The 24,222-nt window shown below is 73.4% G+C and carries 21 protein-coding genes; 9 read left to right on the top strand and 12 right to left on the bottom strand.

Going from position 1 to position 24,222, the window contains the following annotated elements:
- Positions 1-17 precede the first annotated feature (17 nt).
- Positions 18-965, bottom strand: a complete 948-nt coding sequence (locus AB0H64_RS18520; RefSeq protein ID WP_357625638.1) for a DUF2218 domain-containing protein — start codon at positions 963-965, stop codon at positions 18-20.
- 35 nt (positions 966-1,000) lie between these two features.
- Complete coding sequence (locus tag AB0H64_RS18515; protein WP_357625635.1) at positions 1,001-3,292, bottom strand: transglycosylase domain-containing protein; 2,292 nt, start codon at positions 3,290-3,292, stop codon at positions 1,001-1,003.
- 132 nt (positions 3,293-3,424) lie between these two features.
- Between AB0H64_RS18515 and AB0H64_RS18510 the strand changes: the two genes are divergently transcribed.
- Positions 3,425-4,468 (top strand): hypothetical protein, encoded by a 1,044-nt coding sequence (locus tag AB0H64_RS18510; RefSeq protein ID WP_357625632.1) that lies wholly within the window; start codon positions 3,425-3,427, stop codon positions 4,466-4,468.
- A 40-nt stretch (positions 4,469-4,508) separates the two neighbouring features.
- Here the strand turns inward: AB0H64_RS18510 and AB0H64_RS18505 are convergent, their stop codons facing one another.
- Together AB0H64_RS18505 and AB0H64_RS18500 are read right to left on the bottom strand one after the other, a co-directional pair.
- Positions 4,509-4,856 (bottom strand): MmcQ/YjbR family DNA-binding protein, encoded by a 348-nt coding sequence (locus tag AB0H64_RS18505; protein ID WP_355438803.1) that lies wholly within the window; start codon positions 4,854-4,856, stop codon positions 4,509-4,511.
- A 209-nt stretch (positions 4,857-5,065) separates the two neighbouring features.
- The gene (locus AB0H64_RS18500; protein WP_357625629.1) at positions 5,066-5,482 is read right to left on the bottom strand and encodes a CBS domain-containing protein; all 417 of its coding nucleotides are present in this window, start codon (positions 5,480-5,482) and stop codon (positions 5,066-5,068) included.
- A 203-nt stretch (positions 5,483-5,685) separates the two neighbouring features.
- Here AB0H64_RS18500 and AB0H64_RS18495 point away from each other — a divergent pair, with 203 nt between their 5' ends.
- The 4 genes from AB0H64_RS18495 to AB0H64_RS18480 all read left to right on the top strand — a co-directional run bounded on the left by AB0H64_RS18495 (position 5,686) and on the right by AB0H64_RS18480 (position 11,265).
- The gene (locus AB0H64_RS18495) at positions 5,686-6,480 is read left to right on the top strand and encodes a class I SAM-dependent methyltransferase (protein WP_357625626.1); all 795 of its coding nucleotides are present in this window, start codon (positions 5,686-5,688) and stop codon (positions 6,478-6,480) included.
- 158 nt (positions 6,481-6,638) lie between these two features.
- Positions 6,639-7,436 carry an IclR family transcriptional regulator gene (locus tag AB0H64_RS18490; RefSeq protein WP_357625623.1) on the top strand — a complete coding sequence of 266 codons (798 nt, stop codon included), beginning with the start codon at positions 6,639-6,641 and terminating at the stop codon, positions 7,434-7,436.
- Between the two features lie 121 nt (positions 7,437-7,557).
- Positions 7,558-8,418, top strand: a complete 861-nt coding sequence (locus AB0H64_RS18485; RefSeq protein ID WP_357625620.1) for a fumarylacetoacetate hydrolase family protein — start codon at positions 7,558-7,560, stop codon at positions 8,416-8,418.
- A 45-nt stretch (positions 8,419-8,463) separates the two neighbouring features.
- Positions 8,464-11,265, top strand: coding sequence for an FAD-binding and (Fe-S)-binding domain-containing protein (locus AB0H64_RS18480; RefSeq protein ID WP_357625617.1), 2,802 nt, complete (start codon positions 8,464-8,466; stop codon positions 11,263-11,265).
- A gap of 12 nt (positions 11,266-11,277) precedes the next feature.
- Here the strand turns inward: AB0H64_RS18480 and AB0H64_RS18475 are convergent, their stop codons facing one another.
- The 4 genes from AB0H64_RS18475 to AB0H64_RS18460 all read right to left on the bottom strand — a co-directional run bounded on the left by AB0H64_RS18475 (position 11,278) and on the right by AB0H64_RS18460 (position 14,595).
- Entirely contained in the window at positions 11,278-11,811 is a 534-nt protein-coding gene (locus tag AB0H64_RS18475) for a hypothetical protein (protein WP_357625614.1), read from the bottom strand.
- Between the two features lie 103 nt (positions 11,812-11,914).
- Entirely contained in the window at positions 11,915-12,673 is a 759-nt protein-coding gene (locus AB0H64_RS18470) for a hypothetical protein (RefSeq protein WP_357625611.1), read from the bottom strand.
- A 214-nt stretch (positions 12,674-12,887) separates the two neighbouring features.
- Positions 12,888-13,247, bottom strand: a complete 360-nt coding sequence (locus AB0H64_RS18465) for a peptidase inhibitor family I36 protein (RefSeq protein WP_357625609.1) — start codon at positions 13,245-13,247, stop codon at positions 12,888-12,890.
- 235 nt (positions 13,248-13,482) lie between these two features.
- Positions 13,483-14,595 (bottom strand): hypothetical protein, encoded by a 1,113-nt coding sequence (locus AB0H64_RS18460; protein WP_357625606.1) that lies wholly within the window; start codon positions 14,593-14,595, stop codon positions 13,483-13,485.
- Here AB0H64_RS18460 and AB0H64_RS18455 point away from each other — a divergent pair.
- Positions 14,573-16,609: a DUF1996 domain-containing protein gene (locus AB0H64_RS18455; protein WP_357625603.1), complete on the top strand. Its 2,037-nt coding sequence runs from the start codon at positions 14,573-14,575 to the stop codon at positions 16,607-16,609. The genes AB0H64_RS18460 and AB0H64_RS18455 overlap by 23 nt on opposite strands.
- 141 nt (positions 16,610-16,750) lie before the next feature.
- Here the strand turns inward: AB0H64_RS18455 and AB0H64_RS18450 are convergent, their stop codons facing one another.
- Entirely contained in the window at positions 16,751-16,918 is a 168-nt protein-coding gene (locus AB0H64_RS18450) for a hypothetical protein (RefSeq protein ID WP_357625600.1), read from the bottom strand.
- A gap of 84 nt (positions 16,919-17,002) precedes the next feature.
- Between AB0H64_RS18450 and AB0H64_RS18445 the strand changes: the two genes are divergently transcribed.
- Positions 17,003-17,911 (top strand): cation diffusion facilitator family transporter, encoded by a 909-nt coding sequence (locus AB0H64_RS18445; protein WP_357625598.1) that lies wholly within the window; start codon positions 17,003-17,005, stop codon positions 17,909-17,911.
- A 59-nt stretch (positions 17,912-17,970) separates the two neighbouring features.
- Positions 17,971-19,827, top strand: coding sequence for a propionyl-CoA synthetase (locus AB0H64_RS18440; protein ID WP_357625596.1), 1,857 nt, complete (start codon positions 17,971-17,973; stop codon positions 19,825-19,827).
- A gap of 26 nt (positions 19,828-19,853) precedes the next feature.
- Here AB0H64_RS18440 and AB0H64_RS18435 read toward each other — a convergent pair whose 3' ends face one another.
- Both AB0H64_RS18435 and AB0H64_RS18430 read right to left on the bottom strand, forming a co-directional pair.
- The gene (locus AB0H64_RS18435; RefSeq protein WP_357625594.1) at positions 19,854-21,002 is read right to left on the bottom strand and encodes a HAMP domain-containing sensor histidine kinase; all 1,149 of its coding nucleotides are present in this window, start codon (positions 21,000-21,002) and stop codon (positions 19,854-19,856) included.
- Positions 20,999-21,655 (bottom strand): response regulator transcription factor, encoded by a 657-nt coding sequence (locus AB0H64_RS18430; protein ID WP_357625592.1) that lies wholly within the window; start codon positions 21,653-21,655, stop codon positions 20,999-21,001. The genes AB0H64_RS18435 and AB0H64_RS18430 overlap by 4 nt, the downstream gene beginning before the upstream one ends.
- Positions 21,656-21,810: 155 nt before the next feature.
- Between AB0H64_RS18430 and AB0H64_RS18425 the strand changes: the two genes are divergently transcribed.
- Positions 21,811-23,274, top strand: coding sequence for a hypothetical protein (locus AB0H64_RS18425; RefSeq protein ID WP_357625590.1), 1,464 nt, complete (start codon positions 21,811-21,813; stop codon positions 23,272-23,274).
- Here AB0H64_RS18425 and AB0H64_RS18420 read toward each other — a convergent pair.
- The gene (locus AB0H64_RS18420; RefSeq protein ID WP_357625588.1) at positions 23,258-24,019 is read right to left on the bottom strand and encodes a lytic murein transglycosylase; all 762 of its coding nucleotides are present in this window, start codon (positions 24,017-24,019) and stop codon (positions 23,258-23,260) included. The genes AB0H64_RS18425 and AB0H64_RS18420 overlap by 17 nt on opposite strands.
- Positions 24,020-24,222: the final 203 nt, after the last annotated feature.

Genomic DNA, 24,222 nt, shown 5'->3' with positions numbered 1-24,222 from the left:
CCGGGTGGAGCGGGTGATCAGCGCCTGCGGGCCAGCGTGACGCCGTCGCGCACCGGCAGCATCACCGACTCCACCCGCTCGTCCTGGGCGATCAGCTCGTTGACCTGCCGGATCGCCACCTGGCTCGGCTCCTGGAACGCCGGGTCGAACACGCGGCCGCCCTGGAAGACGTTGTCGAGCACGATCAGCCCGCCTGGGCGCAGCCGGGAGACGATCTCCTCGTAGTAGGCCGGGTAGCTCGGCTTGTCGGCGTCGATGAAGGCGAAGTCGTAGACCGGCTCGGCGGGCAGCGCGCGCAGCGTGTCGAGCGCCGGCCCGATCCGCAGCTCGACGCGGTCCGCCACGCCCGCGCGCTCCCAGTACTCGCGGGCGATGGACGTCCACTCCTCGCTCACGTCGCAGGCGAGCAGGTGGCCGTCCTCGGGCAGGGCGCGGGCGACGCAGAGGGAGGAGTAGCCGGTGAACACCCCGACCTCGATCGCCCGGCGGGCCCCCGTCATGCGGACGAGCAGGGACAGGAACGCGCCCTCGTCATGCGAGATCTGCATGCCGGCGGCGCCGCCGGTGGCCTCGCGGGTCCGCGCCACCAGCTCCCGGAGCAGCTCGTCCGGCTGGGTGCAGTGCGTGAGCAGGTAGTCGCCGGCGACGGGGGAGAGGATCTCCAGCTCGTCGCCCGCGACCGGCTCCGTCCATTCGGTGCGCAGCTCCTCCTGCGTGGCGCAGCGCAGCAGGTGCCGTGTGACGACGTCCTGGACCCCGGCCAGCGCCTCCGCGTCCGCCGCCGTCGCGATCATCTCCAGGGCGCCCCCGGCCGGCGCCAGCACGCACGCCCCGTGCGAGAGGGCGATGGTCGCCCGGCCGTCGGTGGACAGGGTCGTGGTGACCTTGCGCCCGAGGTGGGAGACGAGCTGCTTGATGTAGCGCTCCGCGCGGTCGGTGGGGACGTACGCCGTCGAGATGGGCATCAGGCTCCTTCGATCAGAGGCGGCTCCCTGGCAACCTACCCACGGGGGTCCGGGCTGAGCACCGTGCCGTCATCGGGTTCGGTCCCGGTCGTCCCGGTGTCGCCGGTCGCTTCCGGGCTCGTCGTCGGAAGGGCGCCGCCCTCGGGCAGGTCCGCGATCTGGGTGTCGTCGATGACCCCGTCGTCGTCCGTGGGCTCCTGGCCGTCGTCCGGGCTCTGCTCGCGCACCGGCGCGCAGGATGAGCCGCAGCCGCCGAAGCGGGCCGTGTCCACCGGCGTGAACGGCGTCGCCGGCGTCCCCTTCAGGGCCGCCAGCATGGTGTCCTTCCAGATCGGGCCGGGCACGGAGGCGCCCTGGACCGAGCCGAAGTACCGGCCGCCGAGGGTGACCCCGGTCAGCTTGTACCGCTGCGAGCCGCGCGGGTCGCCGATGCTGACCGCGCCCGCGAGGTCCGGCGTGAACCCGGCGAACCACGCGCTGGCGTACCCGTCGGTGGTGCCCGTCTTGCCGGCCGCGGGCCGGCCGATGCCGCCGACGCCGCTCATCGTGCCCTGGGTGAACACGCCGGACAGCACGTTCGCCGCCGCGTCGGCCACGGGCGCGTCCATCGCCTGCCGGCACTGCGGCGCGAAGGAGGTGGACCGGCCCGTCGAGATGTCGGTGACCTTGGTGATGGCCAGCGGCGCGCAGTACTTGCCGCGGGCCGCGATGCCCGCGTAGGCGGCCGCCACGGTCACCGGGTCCATCTCGTTGATGCCGAGCGTGAACGTCTCCACCTCGTGCAGGGGCTTGCCGTCGGCCCGCCGGATGCCCAGCGACTTGGCCGTCTCCACGGTCTCGCACAGGCCGACCCGCTGCTCCAGCGCCACGAAGAACGTGTTGACGGACCCCCACGTGCCGGTCGCCAGCGTCTTGAACCCGCCCGTGCCCTCGTCGTTGGTGACCGGCCACGACGGGATGCCCATGTTGTTGCCCTCGCAGTCCTTGAAGGAGGACGCGGAGGGGGCGGTGTAACTGCCGCCGACGCTGATGCCGTCGCCGATCTTCATGCCCTTCTTGAGGGCCGTGAGGAGGGTGAAGGTCTTGAACGTCGAGCCCGCCTGGAACCCGACCAGCCCGCCGTGCCGCATGTCGGCCACCGGGTTGTACGAGATCTCGTGCTTCCTGGTGTCGCTGCCGAACGGCCGGCTGGCCGCCATGGCCCTGATCATGCCGGTGCCGGGCTCGACCAGCGCCTCGGAGGCGAGCGCCCGGTCGGAGGCGCGCACGTACTTCTTGACGGCCTTGTCCGCGGCGGCCTGCGCCTTCGGGTCGAGCGTCGTGTAGATCCGCAGGCCGCCCCGGCGGAACGCCTCCTGCCGGGCGCGCGGGGTCTTGCCGAACGCCTTGTTCGTCAGCAGCTCGTAGCGGACGTACTCGCAGAAGTACGGCGCCGAGACGGTGGCCTGGCAGCCGTTGGGCTGGCTGAGGCCCTTGTAACCGAGCTTGGTGGCCTTGGCCTCGGCGGCCTCCTCGGGCGTGATGACCTTCAGCTCCGCCATCCGGTCGAGCACGGTGTTGCGCCGGTCGAGCAGCGCCTTGCGCGCCTTGGCGCCGATCGCCGGATCGGTGGTGTTCGGGTTCTGGACGGCTCCGGCCAGGGTCGCCGCCTGCGGCAGGGTCAGCCGGGCCGCGGACACCCCGAAGAAGCGCCGGGCCGCCGACTCCACGCCGTTCGCGCCCGCCCCGAAGTACACGATGTTGAGGTACTTCGCCAGGATCTCGTCCTTGGTGTACTTCTTCTCGACGCTCATCGCGTAGCGCAGCTCGTTGAGCTTGCGGGCGTAGCTGGCCTCCAGGGCCTTCTCCTTGCCCTCCTCGGTGTCGGCCGAGTTGAGCAGCACCTGCTTGACGTACTGCTGGGTGATGCTGGAGCCGCCCTGGCTCACCCCGCCCGAGCCGAAGTTCTTGGCCAGGGCGCGCATGGTGCCCTCGATGTCGATCGCGCCGTGCTGGTAGAAGCGGTCGTCCTCGATGGCGACGATGGCCTTGCGCATGATCTCGGAGATCTGGTCCAGCCGCACCACCTTGCGGTCCTCGGCGTAGAACTGCGCGATCCGCTTGCCCTTGGCGTCGTACACCGTGGACGCCTGCGGCAGCGGCGGCTCCGCCAGCTCCATCGGCTGCAGGTTGAGCTCCTCGGCGGCGGAGACGACCGCCGCGCCGGAGCCGCCCACGGCGGGCAGCGCGATGGCCGCGACGAGGACGCCGGCGGCAGCCGCCGCTCCGGTCAGGCGGACGACGCCTGTCAGCCGGGCATGGCTCCGCGTGGGGTTCGCTTGGGGCATGGCGGTCATCCGACCACAACCGGCTCCGCCTGTCCAAGACTGCGCCACCGGCCGCGTCATACGGAATCTGATATCACCGCAGCTCACCGGTCACGCCTTCGGTGGTTGCGCCCGTTCTGGTAGGTATGGCGGATGCGCATCAAGCCGTGGGCCGCCGTGGCGGCGGCCGTCCCCCTCGCCGCGGGCTGCGTGTCGGCCCCGCCGGCCGCCGCCTCCGCCTTCCCTTCCGCGTCCGCCGCTCTGGCGGTCTCCCGTACGTCTGTCGTGCCGCCCGTCGTGCCGGGCGGGACCACGGCCGCCTGGGTGGTGTTCGACCGGAAGGCCGGCGGCACGGGGCGGATCGTGGCCACCAGGAACGCCCACCGGGCGTTCCGCTCGGCCTCGGTGGTGAAGATCCTGCTCGCCATCGACTACCTGGAGTCCCGCAGGACCGTTCCGCCGGCCGACGCCCGCCTGCTCAAGAGCATGCTGCGCTCCAGCGACGACGACGCCGCCTCGACGCTGTGGGACCGCGCCGGCAAGGGCGCCGTCATCACGCGGCAGGCGCGCCGGCTCGGGCTGTCCGACACGGCTCCGCCGCCCGCCGCCAAGCCCGGCTTCTGGGGGTACACCTCGCTCAGCGCGTACGACGTGGTCCGCGTCTACCGTTACCTGCTCGACCGGGCCGCGCCGCGCGTCCGCGACACCATCCTCGGCCATCTGCGGGCCGCCACGCCGTGCGGCAGCGACGGCTTCGACCAGTACTTCGGCATCCCGCGCGCCGTGCCCCGGCCGTGGGCGGTCAAGCAGGGCTGGTCGGGATTCGGGTCGGTGCCGCCCGTACGGTGCGCCGCCGCGCCGGCCTCCCCGGCGACCCGCGCCCCGGCGGCCTCGGCCGTGACCCGTGGCGGGCCGGACCCGGCCGTGACGCAGGGGGCGCCGGGCTCGGTCCCGGCCGCGGCGCAGGGGGCCGCAGCCGTGGCGCAGGACGCCTCGATCTCGGCCGTGGCGCTGCGCGCCCGCGGCTCCGGGGTGCCGGACCTGGGGCGGCCGGTCCTGCACACGACCGGCCTGGTGGGCAAGGACGACAGGTACGTGCTGGCGGTCCTGACGGCGCACCCGGCGGGCGGCACGTGGAGCTCCTCGGTGCGCCGCGTCACGCGCCTGACCGCGGACCTGTACCGCGGCCTGCGCTGAAGTCTCGCCCGCGGGCGGCCGTCACGGGGCGCGCGAGGAGTCAGCGGACGCCGGCCGTGTACGCGGCGTAGACCTTCTTCGGCACGACCATCCGCCACGCCTCGACGACCAGCTCCCGCATCTCGTCGAGGTCGATGGCCGCCATCCGGACGAGCACCCAGTGATACCGCAGGTCGCGCTCGTCCGGCATCATGAACGTGTCGGGCTCGGCGGCCACCAGCGCCTCGCGCTCCTCCTTGGGGAACGCGAAGCCCATCACGGTCTCGTCACGCGAGAACGCGACGTAGACGATCGACCCCACCCGGAACTTCACGCGATCCCTGATGAGGTGCTCCGACGACCGGGGCAGGGTGGACGCGAGCCGCCGCACGTCCTCGACTGTCACCATGCCGCCCAACGTAGCGTCCCCCACCGACAATCCACCCGGCAATCCACCCGGCAAGCCGGCCGCCCCGGCTCCGGCGGACCGCCGCGACGGCCGGGCAGGACCGGAGAGGACCGGAGGGGGAGAGGGCGGCCAGGGCGTCCGCGTGCCAGGGGCCGGACATGGGGGACGGGCCGGCGGCGCGGTCGCCGGCCCGTCCCTCGACGCGCGGCTCAGTCGTTGCCGCGCGCGGCCGAGATGTCGCCGAGCGCCGACTCCGGGTCACGCTCCACCGCCAGGTCGCCCAGGCTGACGATGCCGACGGCCTGGCCCTTCTCGACGACGGGCAGGCGCCGTACGGCGTTCGCGCGCATGAGCTGAACGGCCTGGTCGACGCTCGTGTCGGGGCCGACCGTCTCGACGGAGGGGCTGCACGCCTCGCGGACCGGCGTGTCGGGGCCCTTCTCCGTGGCGACCACGCGCACGGCGATGTCCCGGTCGGTGACGATGCCGCTGACCCGGCCGTTGTCGTTGACGATCACGGCCCCGGCGTCGTTGTCGCGCATCAGCGCCGCGGCGACGGAGACGGGCTGGTCCGCCTCCACCGCCGCGGGCTGAGTCGTCATGATGTCTGCCACGGTCTTCGCCATGGGGGTTCCTCCTCATCCAGCGTCGTCCGGCCGGCGTGGCTCGCCGGCCCGGCCCCTCTACCCCTCTCGTCCGCGCTCTCACCCCCGATCCGCCATATCCATCGATCTCGTATTGCGAGACGAATCTTCTCTCATCATGAGACAGTGGCTAGGGTTGTCGCGTCGGGCCGGTCATGGGGCCGGACGGGGACGAAGGAGTTCTGATGGACGCCGTATACACGCACGGCCACCACGAGTCCGTGCTGCGCTCGCACCGCTGGCGCACCGCCGAGAACTCGGCGGCGTACCTGCTGCCGCAGCTGAAGCCGCACATGACGGTGCTGGACGTGGGCAGCGGGCCGGGAACCATCACCGCCGACCTGGCCTCCAGGGTGGCGCACGTGACCGCGTCCGAGGTGACCCCCGAGGCGCTGGAGATCACCAAGGCGGAGCTGGCCGCCCGCGGCGTCGCCAACGCCGGCTTCGCCGTGGCCGACGTGCACGCGCTGGACTTCCCGGACGACACGTTCTGCGTCGTCCACGCTCACCAGGTGCTCCAGCACGTGGGCGACCCGGTGCGGGCGCTGCGCGAGATGCGGCGCGTGGCCAAGCCCCGCGGCTTCGTGGCGGCGCGTGACAGTGACTACGCGGCCTTCGCCTGGTACCCCCGGGTGCCGGCGCTCGACGACTGGATGGCCCTCTACCAGCGGGTCGCGCGGGGCAACGGCGGCGAGCCGGACGCCGGACGGCGGCTGCTGTCGTGGGCGCGGGCGGCCGGGTTCGAGGATGTGACGGCCACCTCGTCCACCTGGTGCTTCGCCACGCCGGAGGACCGTGCGTGGTGGGGCGGCATGTGGGCTGAGCGCGTCCTCAGCTCCGCCATGGCCGACCAGGCCGTGGCCACCGGCGCCGCCACCCGCGACGACCTGCGCCGCATCTCCGACGGGTGGCGCGAGTGGGCGGCGGCCGAGGACGGCTGGCTGTCCATCCTGCACGGCGAGATCCTCTGCCGCGCCTGACCCGGCCCGGCCACCCCGCGCGGCCGGCCGCCGCCAGCCCCACCCCCAGGCCACCCCGTGCGGCCACCGCCCCACCCCCACCCGAATCGACAGCCGTGGCGGGGGCGGCGGTTCGGTTGAACTTCCGGTTTTCGGAACGATGGTCTAACCTTCGGAATATGTCCGACTTGGTGACCGGCCTCGCCGACGCGGCGAGCGGCGCCGAGCCCCGGCTCGTCGGGGCCGATCGCGTGCTGGCGGTGCTGGCCGAGCTGGCCCGGCACCCCGACGGGATCGCCCTGGAGGAGATGGCGCGCGCCGTGGCCAGTCCCAAGCCGACCGTCCACCGCGCTCTGGCCTCGCTGCGCCGCGCCGGGTTCGCCTCCAGGAACAGCCACGGCCACTACGTGCTGGGGGACGAGTTCCTGCGTATGGCCTTCGCCCACCACGAGGCCCGGCCGGACCACGTCAGGATCACCCCGGTCCTCCAGGCGCTGTGCGAGCGCTACGGCGAGACGGCGCACTACGCCGTGCTGGACGGCGTCTCGGTCGTCTACCGCTCCAAGCTCGACCCGCCCGCCGGCGCGGTGCGGCTGACCTCGGTCGTGGGAGGCCGCAACCCGGCGCACTGCACCGCCGTCGGCAAGGTGCTGCTCGCCGACGCCCTGCGCGACGAGGACGCGGTACGCGGCTGGGTCGCCGGCCGGCGGCTGGAACAGCCCACCGAGCGCTCGATCGGCACGGTCGGAGAGCTGCACGCCGAGCTGGTCCGCACCCGCGAGCGGGGCTACGCCGTGGACGACCAGGAGAACGAGCCCGGCGTCAACTGCGTCGCGGTCCCCGCCTACCTGACCTCGCCCACGGTGCCCAGCGGCGCCGTCAGCGTCAGCGGCCTGGCCTACCGCACGCCGCTGCGGCGGCTCGTCGACGACCTGCCCGCCATCCACGCCATCGTCACCGGCCGGCGGACCACATGACGCCCACCCCGGCGCACCGCACACTGCCCACCCCGGCGCCCACCCCGGTCCACCGCACCGCGCCCACCAGGCGCGCCGAGTGACGCCGTCGTCCCGATCCTGAACCCACGGAGAGAGCACCTTGTACCTCATGCGCATCGGCGCGCCCGGCGCCGAGAAGCCCGTCGTCCGCGTGGACGACGCCCGCTACGTCGACGTCTCCGATCTCGCGCCCGACTTCGACGAGAGGTTCTTCGGCGCGGGCGGCGCCGCCCTGCTGGCCGCGCCGGTGGCCGAGCGGATCGCCGCGGGACACACCCGTGAGTTCGCCGGCGAGCGGGTGGGCCCGCCCATCGCCCGTCCGCACCAGATCCTGTGCGTCGGCCTCAACTACAGCGACCACGCCGCCGAGACCGGCCAGGCCGTGCCGGACGAGCCGATCCTGTTCACCAAGTCGCCCAACACGCTCGTCGGCCCGTACGACGACGTGCGCATCCCGCGCGGGTCCACCAAGACCGACTGGGAGGTCGAGCTGGGCATCGTGATCGGCAGGCGCGCCTCGTACCTGGACTCGGTGGAGGAGGCCGCGGCCGCCATCGCCGGCTACTGCGTCGTCAACGACGTCAGCGAGCGATCCTTCCAGATGGAGCGCGGCGGCCAGTGGTCCAAGGGCAAGTCCGCCGAGACCTTCAACCCGGCCGGCCCCTGGCTGGTCACCCCGGACGAGATCGCCGACGTCAGGAACCTCGGCATGTGGCTGGACGTCAACGGGGTCCGGCGGCAGACCGGCACCACCAAGACGATGATCTTCGACCCGTACGTCATCGTCCATTACCTGAGCCAGTTCATGGTGCTGGAGCCCGGCGACCTCATCAACACCGGCACCCCGCCGGGCGTCGGCATGGGCTTGAACCCGCAGGTCTGGCTGCGGCCGGGCGACGTGATGGAGCTGGGCGTCGACGGGCTCGGCAGCCAGCGCCAGAACGTCGTGGGACCGAGATAGGGCCTCGGGCCCGCACGAGAACCACCCCTGGAAAAGAGCACGAGTGTGACCGACCCTGAACCGCGGCGGCTGCGCACCCCCGACCCCGCCGTCCTGGCGGCCGTGGAGAACGCCGTGCCGGCGATCACCCGGTCACGGGCGAGTGACCGGCTGGGCATGGCCCACGACGCCTCCCACTACCTGCTCACCCCGCAGGCCGTCCTGGTGCCCGGGAACGCGGGGCAGGTGGCGGCGCTGATGCGGACGGGCCTGCCGCTGACGTTCCGCTCCGGCGGCACCAGCCTCAGCGGGCAGGGGGTCAGCGAGCACCTGCTGGTCGACACCCGGCGGCACTTTCGCGACATCGAGGTGCTCGACGGCGGCGCCCGCGTGCGGGTGCAGCCGGGCGCCGTGCTCCGCCAGGTCAACGCCCGGCTCGCCCCGTACGGCCGCAAGCTGGGCCCCGACCCGGCCAGCGAGTCGGCGTGCACGATCGGCGGCGTCGTCGCCAACAACTCCAGCGGCATGACCTGCGGCACGCACGCCAACACGTACCAGACCCTGGAGTCGATGGTGCTGGTGCTGCCCAGCGGCACCGTCGTCGACACCGCCGCCCCCGACGCCGACGCCCGGCTGCGGGCGCTCGAACCCGAGCTGGCCGAGGGCCTGGAACGGCTGCGCGACCGCGTCCGCGGCGACGCCGGCTCGGTGCGCCGCATCACCGCGCAGTTCTCGCTGAAGAACACCATGGGGTACGGGCTCAACAGCTTCCTCGACCACACCTCGCCCGCGCAGATCCTCGCCCACCTGGTCATCGGCAGCGAGGGCACGCTGGCCTTCGTCGCCGAAGCGGTCCTGCGCACCGTCCCGGCGCACCGCCAGGCCGCCACCGGCCTGCTCATCCTCCCCACGCTGCGCGCCGCGACGGCGGCGCTGCCGCGGCTCGTCGCCGCCGGCCCCGCCGCCGTCGAGCTGCTGGACGCCGAGTCCCTGCGGGTGGCGCAGACCGACCCGAAGGCCGACGACGTCCTCCGCGCCCTGACCGTGGACCAGCACGCGGCGCTGCTCGTGGAGTGGCAGGAGTCGGACGCCGACCTGCTGGCCGAGCACGAGCGCGCGGCCGGGCAGGTGTTCGCCGAGCTGGAGACGGCCGCCCCCGCGCGGCTGAGCAGGGACACCGGTGGCCGCGCCGCGCTGTGGCACATCCGCAAGGGGCTGTACGCCTCCGTCGCCGGGGCCCGCCCCAGCGGCACGACCGCCCTGCTGGAGGACGTCGCCGTCCCCGTGCCGGCCCTGGCCGACCTCTGCGACGACCTGACCGAGCTGTTCGCCAAGCACCGCTACGAGCGCAGCGTCATCTTCGGCCACGCCAAGGACGGCAACCTGCACTTCATGCTCAACGAGCGCTTCGGCACGGACCTGGAGCGCTACGCCGACTTCACCGAGGACATGGTCGCCGCCGTCCTCGACCGCGGCGGCACGCTCAAGGCCGAGCACGGCACCGGCCGCGTCATGGCGCCGTTCGTCCGCCGCCAGTACGGCGACGAGCTGTACGACGTGATGCGCGAGGTCAAACGGCTCTGCGACCCCGGCGGCACGCTCAACCCCGGCGTCGTCCTCACCGACGACCCGCGGGCCCACCTGCGCGACCTCAAGACCGTCGTCACCGTCGAGCCCGAGGTCGACCGGTGCGTCGAGTGCGGCTACTGCGAGCCCGTCTGCCCCAGCCGCGACCTCACCACCACCCCGCGCCAGCGCATCGTGCTGCGCCGCGAGCTCGCCGCCGCCCACGCCTGCGGGGACCACGCCCTGGCGCGGGAGCTGGAGGAGGAGTACGGCTACGACGCCGTCGACACCTGCGCCGTGGACGGCATGTGCGCCACGGCCTGCCCCGTCCTCATCAACACCGGAGACCTCACCAAGCGCCTGCGCGGCGAGCGGCACGGCCGCGCCGCGCAGGCGGGCTGGAAGGCCGCCGCCGACCACTGGGGCGCCGTGACGCGCACCCTCGACGTGGCGATGGACGTGGCCGGAACCGCGCCGGCCGGGCTCGTCGAGGGCGCCGCGCGGGCCGCCCGCGCGGTCGCCGGAGCCGACAACGTCCCCCGGTGGAGCCGCGACCTGCCCAAGGGCGGAACCCGGCGCAGGGCCGCACCCGCCGCCGACGCCGACGCGGTCTACGTGCCGTCCTGCCTGAACACCCTGTTCGCCCCGGCGGACGGCGGGCCGGGCGTCATGGCCGCGCTGCTGAGGCTCGCGGAGCGGGCGGGCGTGCGGCTGCACGTGCCCACGGACATAGCGAGCCTGTGCTGCGGCACCCCGTGGTCGTCCAAGGGCTTCACCCGAGGCCACGACGTGATGGCCCGCCGCGTCCGCGACTCACTCGCGGCGGCCACCGGCGGGGGAGGCATCCCGGTCGTCAGCGACGCCGCCTCCTGCACCGAGGGCTTCGAACGGCTCGCCGCCACGGCCTCGCCCGCCGTTCAGGTGATCGACGCGGTGACGTTCGTGGCGGACCATGTCCTGCCGGGCCTGCCCGAGGGGCGCCGCCTGGCCTCGCTCGCCCTGCACCCCACCTGCTCCTCGACCCGGCTCGGCCTCGACGCGGCCATCCGCCGTGTCGCCGAGGCGGTCGCCGAGCAGGTCGTCGTCCCCGACGGCTGGCAGTGCTGCGCCTTCGCCGGCGACCGCGGCCTGCTCCACCCGGAGCTGACCGCCTCCGCCACCCGCGCCGAGGCCGCCTCGGTCACGAGCGGCGACTTCACCGCCCACGCCTCCGTCAACCGCACCTGCGAGCTGGGCCTGACCCGCGCCACCGGAAAGCCCTACCACCACCTCATCGAGCTCCTCGACCAGGTCACGGCATGACGAGGCGCACAGTCACATTCCGAGGGTGCGGGCGCGCTGCCACTGGGGGTCGCGGTAGAGGACCACGTCGGTGCCGGCCAGCAGCTCGTCGGGGGCCGACAGCATGGTGATCTCACCGTCGGCCTGGAGACCCAGCAGCAGGTCGCGCACCCTCGGCCCCACCGGGAGGCGGCCCGCCTGGACGCCCAGCCCGGCGCGGACCGCGTCGGCGACCTCCGACAGGTGGAACGGCCCGTCGAAGCCCGCCACGACGTCCCGGACGACGCTCATCGTGATGAGCTGCTCGGCCTCGGTGTGAGCGAGCTGCCAGATGACCTGCTCGCGCCGCCGGCCGGTGGCGGCGCACGACGTGCAGCCCCGCGTCAGGCCCGGCGCGAACCCCGGCGCCACCTGCTCCTCCGCGGATCCCAGGCAGACGGTGCACTGCCCGGTCTCGGCGGCGTGCACCTCGGCGCTCATGCGGGTGGGCAGGTGCTCGCCGCAGTCGCAGACATGGGCCTCACCCAGGATGGCGGCGGCGGGCGGAGTGATCGTGTGCTTCGTCATCGCCGCCGACTCTACCCGCGCCCGCCCGAGCCCGAGCCCGCCGAGCCCGCCGTACGACGCTCAGCCGCCCGCCGTACGCAGCCGGCACCACGGGTGCGGCGCGTCAGCCCGTGCCCGACGATTCGCGGGCGACAAGCCGCCGGGCCGTTTCGAGTTGCTGCTCCTTGCTCAGCTTCAGCATCCGGAACTGCTCGGCGTGGCCGCGAACGGCGTCGTTCTGGAGGCGTTCCTCCGCTCTGGCCCAAACCGGGACCAGGCCGGTCTTCTCCTTGCACCGCACATCGGCCACAGCCACCCGTATTTCCGCGGAAGACGGCTTTTCGTCCCGCATCCACCGTTCGTCGGTGACGGCCTGGAGCGGGTCCGCATAATGGACGCCCGCGGCGGTCATGCACGCGCTCCACGACCGAAAGGCGCGCACCACGTTCTCGTCGCGCTGCGAGGCGTCGAAGGTCTGCGCGATGAGCCTGTTGAACAAGGACGAGTCGACTTTCGCGGCGCCCTGCAACCGGGTCCTGCGGATTTTTCTCGCGCATCCACCTCCGTCGTCGGCCGTGCCGTCGCCGTACGCGGCACGCCGTTCTCGAGCCGAGAGCTTCGCCGTCCGAAGGTCCCATCGCGCCCTTCGCGCGGCCACCGAGGGCCTCTCGGCGGGGACGTGGTAGCCGAAGAGCTGGGCCATCTGCGGTTCGATGACGCCGTAGCGGCGTCGGTGCGGTGGCTCGACGTCCTCCTGCCGGGCCTGCGGCAGCAGTTCCCACGCCATGCCCTGACCGCGCATGCAGTCACGGATGAGGATGTCCTCGGCGGCCTCGATGGTCATGATCTCGGCCGGCGAGAAGTTGTAGGCGTCGAAGGGCACAGTGAGCTCGCGCGCCTCCTCGCCCGGGAGCGGGACGCTCACGATCGGCGGGGCGGCCTGCCGCTGGGACGGTGATTGCGTCGTCGCCGCCGAGCAGCCGGCGGCGACGACGCACCCCAGGACGGCGCCCGTCAGCCGGGCGGACACCGGCGGCTTCGGTGCCATCGTGGCCGGGGCGTCGCGTGGACGGCACCGGGCCGTCCGGGGGTCAAGATCACAGTACGGAGCTCGTCTTGTTGTCCCAGCCGTTGTTGGTGAAGTCCTTGTCCTCGCTCTCGGGAGCCGCCGTGTAGCCCCTGGTGCCGGCACAGTTGGCGCGGTCGAACAGCCAGACGATCTTGCTCGAGTTGTTGACCATCGAGCTCGCCATGTTGTTGGCGACGCCGGTCATGTTCCTGCAGAAGCCCTTGATCGGAAACTGGACCTTGACTCCGCTCTGGTTGAAATTGTCGTGCTCGAACAGGCAGAACTCGCCGGTGGCGCACGCGTAGTTGTCGGTCGTGTCGGCCTGAGCGCTCGGAGCGAGGCCCATCAGGCAGGTGATGCCGACCAGGGCTGCGCCTGCGGTCCTCATGAGCTTTCGCCTCACCTGTGTATCCCTCCGATTGTGCGGATGTTTCGCGGCGGTCGACGGTTCGGACATGTCCCGCTCACAAACGGCAAACCTAGCGGTTGATGATCGACTGGGACAAGATCCCGTAATGCGGGTGAGGTGATCTCATGGGGCGACCGGCTCTTCACGCCCGTGTTCACGCGGGAGGTCGTCCATGAGCCGACGCCTCACCAGCGCCCCTCGACAGGCCGGCGGGCTAGCCTCGGATGGCGGCCAGGCCGTGCAGGCGGCGGAGGGCCTTGCGGGCGGCGGCGGAGACGCGCTCGTCCGGGTGGTGGTCGATGAAGACCCGGAGCACCTGAGCCGTCCACGGATGGTCGCCCAGGGCGAACAGCGCGAGGGTCGAGGCCTGCTCCTCCGCGTCCATCCCCATCGCGATCGAGGCGATCACCTCGTCCGTCTCGCCGCCGAACTCCAGCAGCGTCGCCGCCATGTCCACCAGCGCCCACGCGATCTCCTCCGGCGGCGACGGACGCTCGTCGCGGCCGAGCCGCGCGGCGATCACCGCACCGACCCGAGGCGTCTCCATCAGCCGGTCCAGCACCCGCCGGCCCTCGTCGCCGAAGTCCGTGGCCAGCAGCTCCACCCCGACGGCCCGGCTCAGCGGGCTCGCCGTGGCGAGCGCGGCGCCCACCTCCTCGGCGGCCTCGCCCCGGTCCTTGCCGGCCAGCCAGCCGGTGAGCTCCTCCAGCCGTTCCGGCTCCGGGTACGAGCGCAGGCCCAGCAGCAGCGCGGCGGCGTCCCGCGACGCGAACGACCCCATGACCGGGATGTCCTGCCCGGACGCCTCGCTGACCAGGCCCCTCGCCGCCCAGGACCCCAGGGGACTCAACACGTACGTCTCCTCGTCCGCCGGGCCGCTGTCCGCCCGGCGTCGCCGCCTGCCGGTCATGGCGGGCTCCCCGTCCGGCACGGGCGGCCGTACCAGCCCCAGCGCGCCCAGGACGCCGGGCGGGCCGGCCAGCCGCTCGCGCCGCATGAACAGGCGCACCAGCACCAGGAAGACCCGCTCGTCCCGGGTGACGACGTCCCGGCACACCTCGGCCCACGTCTGGAGGACCCGCCGGTCGTCCCCCTCCCGCAGGACCTCGGCCACCCGGGTCCCGGCGGCCTCGTCGAGCAGCTGTCCGGTCTCCGGGTCCTCGGCGGCAGGCGGCTCTTCGCCGGGACCGGCCCCGTCCGCCGGCTCCGTGGCGCTCAGCAGGTCCGCCGCCAGGGGAGTCGTCCGTACGGCCGCGGCCAGCTCGGCCTCGGAGGGCAGCCGGACCGGCGGCTGGAGGGGCAGCGTGTCGTCGTCGTTGGTGGCCACGACACTCATCCTGGCGGACCTGTCGCCCGCTGTGGCCACCACCCCGCATCTGAACCGCAGGACGGGCGACGCCGTACCTGCCGACAAGCAGATCTTCCAGATCCGCGTCATCGACCGGGAGGAGTGTCGTATGCGAGGTGCGTCGCGTGGACGGCCGTTCAAACCCTGGCTGACCCTGTTCGGCGGCATCGTGCTGCTGCTCGCGACGGGGCCGTCACCGCAGCAGGGGGCTGGCGTGTTACGGCTGTCGTCGAGCACGGGGCTCGTCACGGGGTTCGCCACCACCGGGACGAACGCCGCCGCCGAGACCATCGTCTGCCCGGGGGTGGCGGACCGGCTGCTGGCGGTTCCGGCGGCGGCGCGGGAGGAGGTGGATCGTAACCTGGCGTTGCTGGAGCGGCAGATCGCGGAGGCGAACGCGCGGCTGGTGTCGTCGGCGGGTGAGGGCGGTCCGAACTTCGTGCAGAACGCCATCCTGGGGCCGCTGGAGGACAAGCGGGTCGCCACGGTCAACCGCATCGCCACAGCCATCGGCCGCGTGGCCGCCCGCCCCGAAGGGCTCGTCGCGCTCGCGCCCTGCGCGCTGTCCGGCACGGGGGCACCGGCGCCCGCTCCGTCCGCCACGCAACCCTCGCAGACGGCGGCGCCGGACCCGTCCGCCACGGCGGCTCCGACCGACGGCGTCACGCCCCCCGCCACCCCTGGGCAGACCATCGTCTGCCCGGGGGTGGCGGACCGGCTGCCGGCGGTTCCGGCGGCGGCGCGGGAGGAGGTGGATCGTAACCTGGCGTTGCTGGAGCGGCAGATCGCGGAGGCGAACGCGCGGCTGGTGTCGTCGGCGGGTGAGGGCGGTCCGAACTTCGTGCAGAACGCCATCCTGGGGCCGCTGGAGGACAAGCGGGTCGCCACGGTCAACCGCATCGCCACAGCCATCGGCCGCGTGGCCGCCCGCCCCGAAGGGCTCGTCGCACTGGCTCCCTGCGCGCTGTCGGACTCCGGCACGCCCGGCTCGACGGCGTCCGCCTCGGCGAGCGCGGCGCCCGAGGCCACCGAGCCGGGTGCGGGGGACCCGGCGGCGATCGGGCCGACGGCGGACGACTTCGTCGACATCCGGCAGGTCGCCCGCGCCGAGCAGCCACGCGGGACGGACACGGGCTCCAGGGGGACGTACGACTCCCGCTGCGGCACCCCGCGGGAGACCCACGCCAACGAGGAGGACCTCATCACCGCCCCCGGCGTCCAGGACGGCGCCCAGCAGCTCCACGACTACGTGGGCAACATGTCGGCCGACGCCTTCTCCACCAACGAGAGCCTGGCCGCGGCCGGCACCACCTGCGTCCAGCGCGGCGACCGGTCCGCGTACTTCTGGCCCGCCCTGCGCGCCAGGGCCGCCGGCGACGTGGGCGCCGCCGCGACGGAACCCGCCACCACCGCGACAGCCACCGGCACGGAGGACGCGCAGGCGGACCAGGAGACCAACGTCGGAACGCCGGTGAAGCCCGTCGCCGTGCGCATCCAGTACCGGGGCAACCCGGCCTCCCCCGTCACGGCGATGCCGCGGTTCCTCAGGGTGCTCTCCGGCGACCCGAGGGCGCTCACCGACGGCGACGCCGACGTCCGGGCCGCGTGGAGCTGCACCGGCTTCACCGACCGGCTGACCGACAAGTACCCGATCTGCCCCAGCGGCAGCGACCTCGTCCGCGTCCACGACATGCCGAGCTGCTGGGACGGCGAGAACACCGACAGCGCCACCCACCGCTCCCACCTCGTCTTCCCCGGCGAGGACGGCGCCTGCCCGAGCGGCACACGGGCCGTCCCGCAGCTCCGCCTCACCCTCGTGTACGGCGAGCTGCCCGGCACCCGGCCGGAGGGCACGGACGTCCCCTTCGCGCTGGACTCGTTCGCCAGCGAGCGCCACGCCCCGCAGACCGCCCACGCCGGCGCCGTCGTCGTGATGTCGGACCGGCTCATGAGGACCGTCGTCCGCTGCCTCAACACGGGAAGGACCTGCTGAAACACCCGAAGGACCTGCTGGCCCCCTGACGGTCGCCGCCCGGCCCCAGCGAAGGCCGGGCGGCGACCGTAAGTGCCTCAGTGCTTCAGTGCTTCAGTGCTTCAGTGCTTCAGTGCTTCAGGGCCTCAGGGCCTCAGGGCCTCAGGGCGACAGGCGGGCGCGCGCCTCCTCCACCTGGCGCAGCACGGCCCGGGCGCCGCTCTCCTCCGCGAGCGCGGCCGCCTCGCCGGCCAGCGCCGCGTCGTCCCCGAAGACCGCGTCCTCGTAGAGCTCCCTCGCCCGCTCGATCCGGCTCTCCGCACCCATCACGCCGCCTCACCTGTCATCGAACTGCCGCACCCCGATTCGCACCGGGTCATGGTAGATCCTCGCGCGGGCGGGTAGGCGGCGACCGTGAGCAGGGACGGATCGGAAGAGGCGACACTCGCGGCGCTGGCCGCGAACGTCGGGATAGCGGTGTCCAAGTTCGTGGCGTTCTTCTTCACCGGCTCGTCGGCGATGCTGGCGGAGGGCATCCACTCCACCGCGGACTCCGGCAACCAGCTCCTGCTGATGCTGGGCCGCAGGCAGTCGGCGCACAAGCCCAGCCGGGCGCACCCGTTCGGCTACGGGGCCGTTCGCTACTTCTACGGCTTCCTGGTGTCCGTGGTGCTGTTCTTCGGCGGCGGCCTGTTCGCCCTGTACGAGGGGTACGAGAAGATCGTCAACCCGCATCCGCTGGAGAGCTGGCCGTGGGCCATCGGCGTCCTGCTGGTGGCCATCGTCATGGAGGGGCTGTCCCTGCGCACGGCCGTCCGGCACTCCAACGAGGTGCGCGCCGGGCGGTCGTGGGCCCGGTTCGTCAAGGAGGCCAAGGCCCCCGAGCTGCCCGTGGTGCTGCTGGAGGACACCGCGGCGCTGGCCGGGCTGGCGTTCGCGCTCGCCGGCGTGACGCTGTCGCTCGTCACCGGCAACACGGCGTTCGACGGCATGGGGTCGGTGGCGATCGGCCTGCTCCTGGTCGTCGTGTCGTTCACGCTGGCCCGGGAGACCAAGAGCATGATCATCGGTGAGTCCGCCTCGCCCGCGGTGCTGGGCGCGATCGAGGACGTCCTGCACAGCGACCCCTCGATCCGGTCGTTCACCGAGCTGCGGACGCTGCACCTCGGCCCCGACGACGTGCTCGTCGCCGCCCGCGTGATCATGCCGGCCGAGCAGGACGTGGACGAGGCGTCGCGGGCCCTGGCCGACACCGAGCGGCGCATCCGCGACCGGGTCCCGCTCGCCACCACGATCTACCTCCAGCCGGCGGCCCCCTCCTGACCGGTCGGCCCCGGCCGAGGGGGTTGCGCCGGGCGCCCGGGCGCTGATCTGATCGAAGGGTGAGCGCTTACGACGCCGTCTACCGGCGCAGCATCGACGACCCCGAGAGCTTCTGGGCGGAGGCCGCTGCGGGCGTCGACTGGGACGTGCCACCCGCGACCGTATTCCGCGACGGCCGGTGGTTCCCCGACGGCCGGCTCAACACCTGCTTCAACGCCGTGGACCGGCACGTCCTGGCCGGCCACGGCGAGCGCACGGCGCTGATCCACGACAGCCCCGTCACCGGCTCCGTGCGCGCCTACACCTACGCCGAGCTGCTCGACGAGGTGGCGCGGACCGCCGGGATGCTGCGCGACCTCGGTGTCGGCGCCGGCGACACCGTGGTGATCTACATGCCGATGGTGCCCGAGGCCGTGATCGCGATGCTGGCCTGCGCGCGGCTCGGCGCCGTCCACTCCGTGGTGTTCGGCGGATTCGCCGCCGCGGAGCTGGCCGTCCGCATCGACCATGCCCGCCCGGTCGTGGTGCTGTCGGCCTCGTGCGGCATCGAGCCGTCCCGCGTGGTCGCGTACAAGCCGCTGCTCGACGCCGCGCTGGAGCAGGCGGAGCACCGCCCGGACCACTGCGTGATCCTGCGGCGCCCGCAGGAGCCCGCCACCCTGACCGAGGGCCGTGACCTCGACTGGGCCGCCACCGTGCGCGACGCCGCGCCCGCCGGCTGCGTGAGCGTCGCCGCCACCGACCCGCTGTACGTCCTCTACACCTCCGGCACCACCGGCGCCCCCAAGGGCGTCGTGCGTGACAACGGCGGCCACGCCGTCGCGCTGCACTGGAGCATGGGCAACGTGTTCGGCGCCGCGCCCGGCGAGGTGTTCTGGGCCGCCTCCGACGTCGGCTGGGTCGTCGGGCACTCCTACATCGTGTACGGGCCGCTGCTGGCCGGCTGCACCACCGTCCTGTACGAGGGCAAGCCGGTCGGCACGCCCGACCCGGGCGCGTTCTGGCGGGTGGTGGCCATGCACGGGGTGCGGACCCTGTTCACCGCGCCGACCGCGCTCCGGGCCATCAAAAAGGAAGACCCCACCGGAGATTTCGCCAAAAAATGGGATTTGTCGAGTCTGCGATACCTCTTCCTGGCCGGCGAGCGGCTCGACCCGAACACCTACCACTGGGCCTCCGACCTGCTCGGCGTCCCCGTCATCGACCACTGGTGGCAGACCGAGACCGGCTGGCCCATCGCGGCCAACTGCGCGGGCCTCGGCCTGCTGCCCGTCAAGCCGGGCTCGCCCACCAAGCCCGTCCCCGGCTACGACGTGCGCATCCTCGACCCCGTCGGCGAGGAGTGCCCGCCCGGCGTGGAGGGCGCGGTCACCCTCCGCCTGCCCCTGCCGCCCGGCACACTGCCCACCCTGTATCACGACGACGCCCGTTTCACCGAGTCCTACCTGTCCCGCTATCCCGGCCACTACCTGACCGGCGACGGCGGCTACGTCGACGAGGACGGCTACCTGTTCGTCATGGGCCGCATCGACGACGTCATCAACGTCGCCGGCCACCGCCTGTCGACCGGGCAGATGGAGGAGGTCATCGCCGCCCACCCGGACGTGGCCGAGTGCGCGGTGATCGGCGTCGCCGACGACCTCAAGGGGGAGCTGCCGGTCGGGTTCGTCGTGCTCAAGGCGGGCGCGGACCGCGACCCGGCCGACGTCGAGCGGGAGGTCGCCGCCCTGGTGCGCGAGCGCATCGGCCCGGTCGCCGCCTTCCGCCGGACCGTGGTGGTCGGCCGCCTGCCCAAGACCCGCTCCGGCAAGATCCTGCGGGGCACCATGCGCGACATCGCGGCCGGGCGCCCCTACCGCGCGCCCTCCACGATCGAGGACCCGGCCGCGCTGGACGAGATCTCCGGCGCCCTCTGACCGGGCCCCGCCCCCGGAAGGAGCCGTCAGAGCTCCGCCGGCAGCTCGACCGTGATGGTCAGGCCGCCCTCGTCGCGCGGCCGGGCCACCACCGTGCCCCGGTGCGCCTCCGAGATCACCCGCACGATCGACAGCCCCAGCCCGCTGCCCCGGTCCGAGCGCAGCCGGTCGCCGTGCAGCCGCCGGAACGGCTCGAAGATCGTCTCGATCTCGTATGACGGCACCGGCAGGCCCGTGTTGGCCACCACCAGCTCGACCCGCTCGGCCCGCTGCCGCGTCGTCACCCACACCTCGCCCTTGGGGTGGTTGTGCCGGATGGCGTTCTCCACGAGGTTCTGCACCAGCCGCTCCACCAGCACCGCCTCGCCCGTGGTCGGCGCGCTGTCGAGCAGCCGGTGGATCGTCACCTCCCGCTCGGCCGCCTCGTCGGCCGCCAGGTCCAGCACGTGCTCGGCCACGTCCGTCAGGTCGAACGGCCGCCGGTCCAGCACCGCCTGCTCGCCCTCGGCCAGCGCCAGCAGCCCGTCGATGAGCCGCTCGTGGCGGGCGTTGACGAGCAGCAGCGACTCGCCGAGCCGCTTGACGTCGTCGGTGGCGTCGGGGCGGCGCACCGCCACGTCCACCAGCGTCCGATTGATGGTCAGCGGGGTGCGCAGCTCGTGGGAGGCGTTGGCGACGAAGCGCCGCTGGCCGTCGAAGGAGCGGGCCAGCCGGCCGAGCATGGTGTCGTAGGTGCCGGTCAGCTCCTTCAACTCGTCGTGCGGGCCCTCGTACGCGATGCGCTCGGTCAGGTCGTGGTTCTGCGCGACCCGGCGGGCGGTCTCGGTGACGTCGCTGAGGGGACGCAGGACCCACCCGGCGGCGCGCCGGCCGGCGCCGAACGCGATCCCCGCGGCGGCGAGCACGGCGAGCCCGCCGACCGTGCGCACGTTCGCCAGGGTGTCGCGCTCATAGGCGACGCGGACCTGCATCACGCGGTCACGGGCCACTTCGTAGTACGTGTCGCCGCGAGGGATCTCCCAGCCGTTCCGGACCTTGATGCGGGTCGGCGTGATCAGGCCGCTGCGGTACTGCAGGCTGTGCCGCACCGTCAGGTACACGCCCGTGACCACGAGCGTGCCGAGGACGGCCGTGACGACGGCTGAGGCCAGGGCGAAGCGCAGGCGCATGCTCATGGGATGCGGTACCCCGATCCCGGCACGGTCTCGATGACCTGCGGCTCGCCCAGCTTCTTGCGCAGCTTGGTCATCGTCGTGCGGACGGTGTTGGTGAAGGGGTCGATGTTCTCGTCCCACACCTTCTCCAGCAGCACCTCGGCGGAGACGACGGCGCCGCCCGCGCGCAGCAGCTCCGCCAGCACCCCGAACTCCTTGCGCGCCAGCGGCACGTAGCGGCCCCCGCGGAACACCTGCCGGTGCGCCCAGTCCAGCCGCACGCCGGCCCGCTCCAGCATCGGCGGGTCGGCCTTGCGGGCGCGGCGGCCGAGCGCGTGCACCCGCGCCACCAGCTCCTCGAACGCGAACGGCTTGGTCAGGTAGTCGTCGGCGCCCAGCGACAGCCCCGCCACGCGCGAGCGCACGTCGCCCGCCGCGGTCAGCATGAGCACCCGCACCAGCCAGCCCTCCTGGACCACGCGCGCGCACACGTCGTCGCCGTGGACCAGCGGCAGGTCCCGGTCGAGGATGAGCACGTCGTAGTCGTGCACGCCCAGCCGCTCCAGCGCGGCGTCACCGTCATAGGCGACGTCCACCGCCAGCGCCTCCCCGCGTAACCCCTCCGCGATCGAGTCGGCGAGCATCCGCTCGTCCTCTGCGATCAGAACACGCACCTGTGGCCCCCATATGACGCGAAAACCCCGGAAGTATTGCCCAAAGGGCATAACGCGGGCATAACCGAATTCGGTGATCCCCACGTTAGCGCCCGCCCGCTGGACTGCTTCCCCTATGGCCGGATCCGCCCGGTCCGTCCACGGGGAGGACAGCCATGGCGACCGCATTCGCGGCGTCCCTTCGCTCGCGCGTGCCCGGAGCGCCCGTCAGCGCCCGGCACCAGGGACATCTCCTCTTCGGTCTCGCCCTCGTGCCGGCCGCCGCGCTCCGGGTGCTCGTCATGCTGGGCTACGACACCGCGCAGCTCTACTGGTACGACTCGTTCACGTACCTGGACACGGCCGTGCACATGCGCCCGCAGGGCGCCTTCCACCCGGCCGGCTACGCGTGGTTCCTGTGGCTGCTGCGGCCCTTCCACAGTGTGGAGCTCGTCGCCGGGGTGCAGCACGCGATGGGCCTCGGGGTGGGCGTGATGATCTACGCGCTGCTGCGCCGCCGGTCGGTGCCCGGGTGGGGCGCCACACTGGCCGCCGCACCCGTATTGTTCGACCCGTCGTTCCTGCGGCTGGAGCACGCGGTCCTCTCCGACCTGCAGGTGATCTTCCTGGTGGTGGCGGCGCTGCTCGTGCTGATGTGGCGCGAGCAGGTCTCCACGCGCGCCGCTGCCCTCGCCGGCCTGCTCATCGCCCTGGCGGGCCTCACCCGCACGGCCGCGGCCCCGCTGCTGGGCATCGTCGTCCTCCATCTCCTCCTCCGGCGGGCGGGCTGGAGGCGGGTCGCCGCGGCGGCCGTCGCCGGGGCCCTGCCGCTGGTCGCCTACGCCGGCTGGTACGCCCAGCACCACGGCAGGTTCGCGCTCAGCGGCTCCGACGGCGTCGCGCTGTGGGCCCGCACGATGACGTTCGCCGACTGCTCGGTGATCCAGCCGCCGCCGGAGGAGGCCGTGCTCTGCCCGAACGGCACCGTCTCCGACGCCGCCTCCGAGTACGTGTGGGCCCCGGGCGCGTCGCTGAACCGGCTGCCCGGCGGCCGGTTCGCCCACAACGACCTGGCCCGCTCCTTCGCGCTGCGCGCCATCGCCGCCCAGCCGCTCGACTACCTGCGGGAGGTGGCCCGCGACACGGCGCTCGCCTTCACCTGGGAGCCCGTGCCGCATCCCCGCCGGATGAACCCGACGACCACGTTCCCGCGCGGCTCCTGGCCGCTGCCGGAGGAGCAGCCGCTCGTCGGGCAGGTCCGCCGGGAGTACGACCCGGACATCCACGGCATGAGCTCCGTCGAGCCGTACGCCTCGGTCCTGGCCGCCTACCGCTACCCGTGGTTCCTGCACGGCACGGTCTTCGGCCTGGTCCTGCTGGCGGGCGGCCTCGGGGCGATCGGCCTGCGAGCGGAGCGCCGCAAGGAGGCCGGTCCGGGGAAGGCGGAGCGCCGCCCTGCCCTGCTGCCCTGGGCGTTCGCGGTGTTCCTGCTGGTCGCCCCGGTGGCCGCCCTCGACTTCGACCACCGCTACGTGCTGCCCGCCATCCCGGTGGCCTGCGTCGCCGCCGCGCTGGCGGTGACCCGGACAGCCCGGACCCTGCGGACCAGGCGGAAGCCGCTGCTCAGCGGGGGCCGGTGAGGCGGACGTCGCCCTTGGCGGACAGCACGAACACCTGCCAGTTGTAGTACGCGTAGAAGCTGCGCGGATCGCGCCGCATCTGCCGGGCGTGCGCCTGGACCGCGTCCACGTAGTTGCCGGAGTGGTTGTAGGCGAACAGCGCGCGCCGGTAGTCGCCGGGAGCGCCCGACGCCTTCAGGTAGTTGGCCGCGCCGAGCACCGCGTCGCGCGCGTCGTGCACGTCGCCGCCCAGCCCGTACTGCCGCCACGTCGCCGGCATGAACTGCATCGGCCCCTGGGCCCCCGCCGAGCTGGACGAGGTGACCCGGCCGAACTTCGTCTCCACGAGCATGACCGCCGCCAGCACCTCCCACTCGACGCCGAACCGCTTCTCGGCCCGCGTCATGTAGCCGCGCAGCCGCTCGGCGGGCAGCGGCTCGGTCAGACGCATCTGCTTGCGGCGGGCGGCGCTGATGGGGCGGGCCAGCGACAGGAGGCTGCCGACGGCCTTGGCGTTGTCGCGCGCCTCGGCGGCCAGCCGCGCCGGCAGCCGCTCGGCCGTGCGCCGGGCCAGCGTGGCGTCGCGGGCCAGCACCCGGTAGACGCGCTGCTGGTGCAGGGAGAGCAGCACGACGTCCTGGGGCGGGCGCTCCTGGCCACCGCGGGTCCAGCGGTCGATCGCGGCGTACAGGGCGGTGCTGGTCTTCTCCAGGGCGGCGGCCAGCTCGGCCGGGTCGGTGGGGATGCTCGCGTCGGGTGCGGGCACGTCGGCGCCCGCCGCGGCGGGCGGGTCGTCTCCCCGCTCCTGGCCGGTGCCCGGCGCCGTCGGCTCGGGGGTGGCGCCCGGGGGAGCCTGCCGGGTGGCGCTCTGGGCGGGGGGGCGGGGGGGGCCCCCCCCCCCCCCCCCCCCCCCCCCACCCGCCCGGGCGCCGCAGCCCGGGGGCGCCGACAAAAAGGTGGGCGGGCAAC

The organism is Nonomuraea sp. NPDC050733 (assembly GCF_040654215.1).
Classification (GTDB): domain Bacteria; phylum Actinomycetota; class Actinomycetes; order Streptosporangiales; family Streptosporangiaceae; genus Nonomuraea.
The sequence above is the reverse complement of the archived record's forward strand: the minus strand, read 5'-3'. Positions and strand labels throughout refer to the sequence as shown.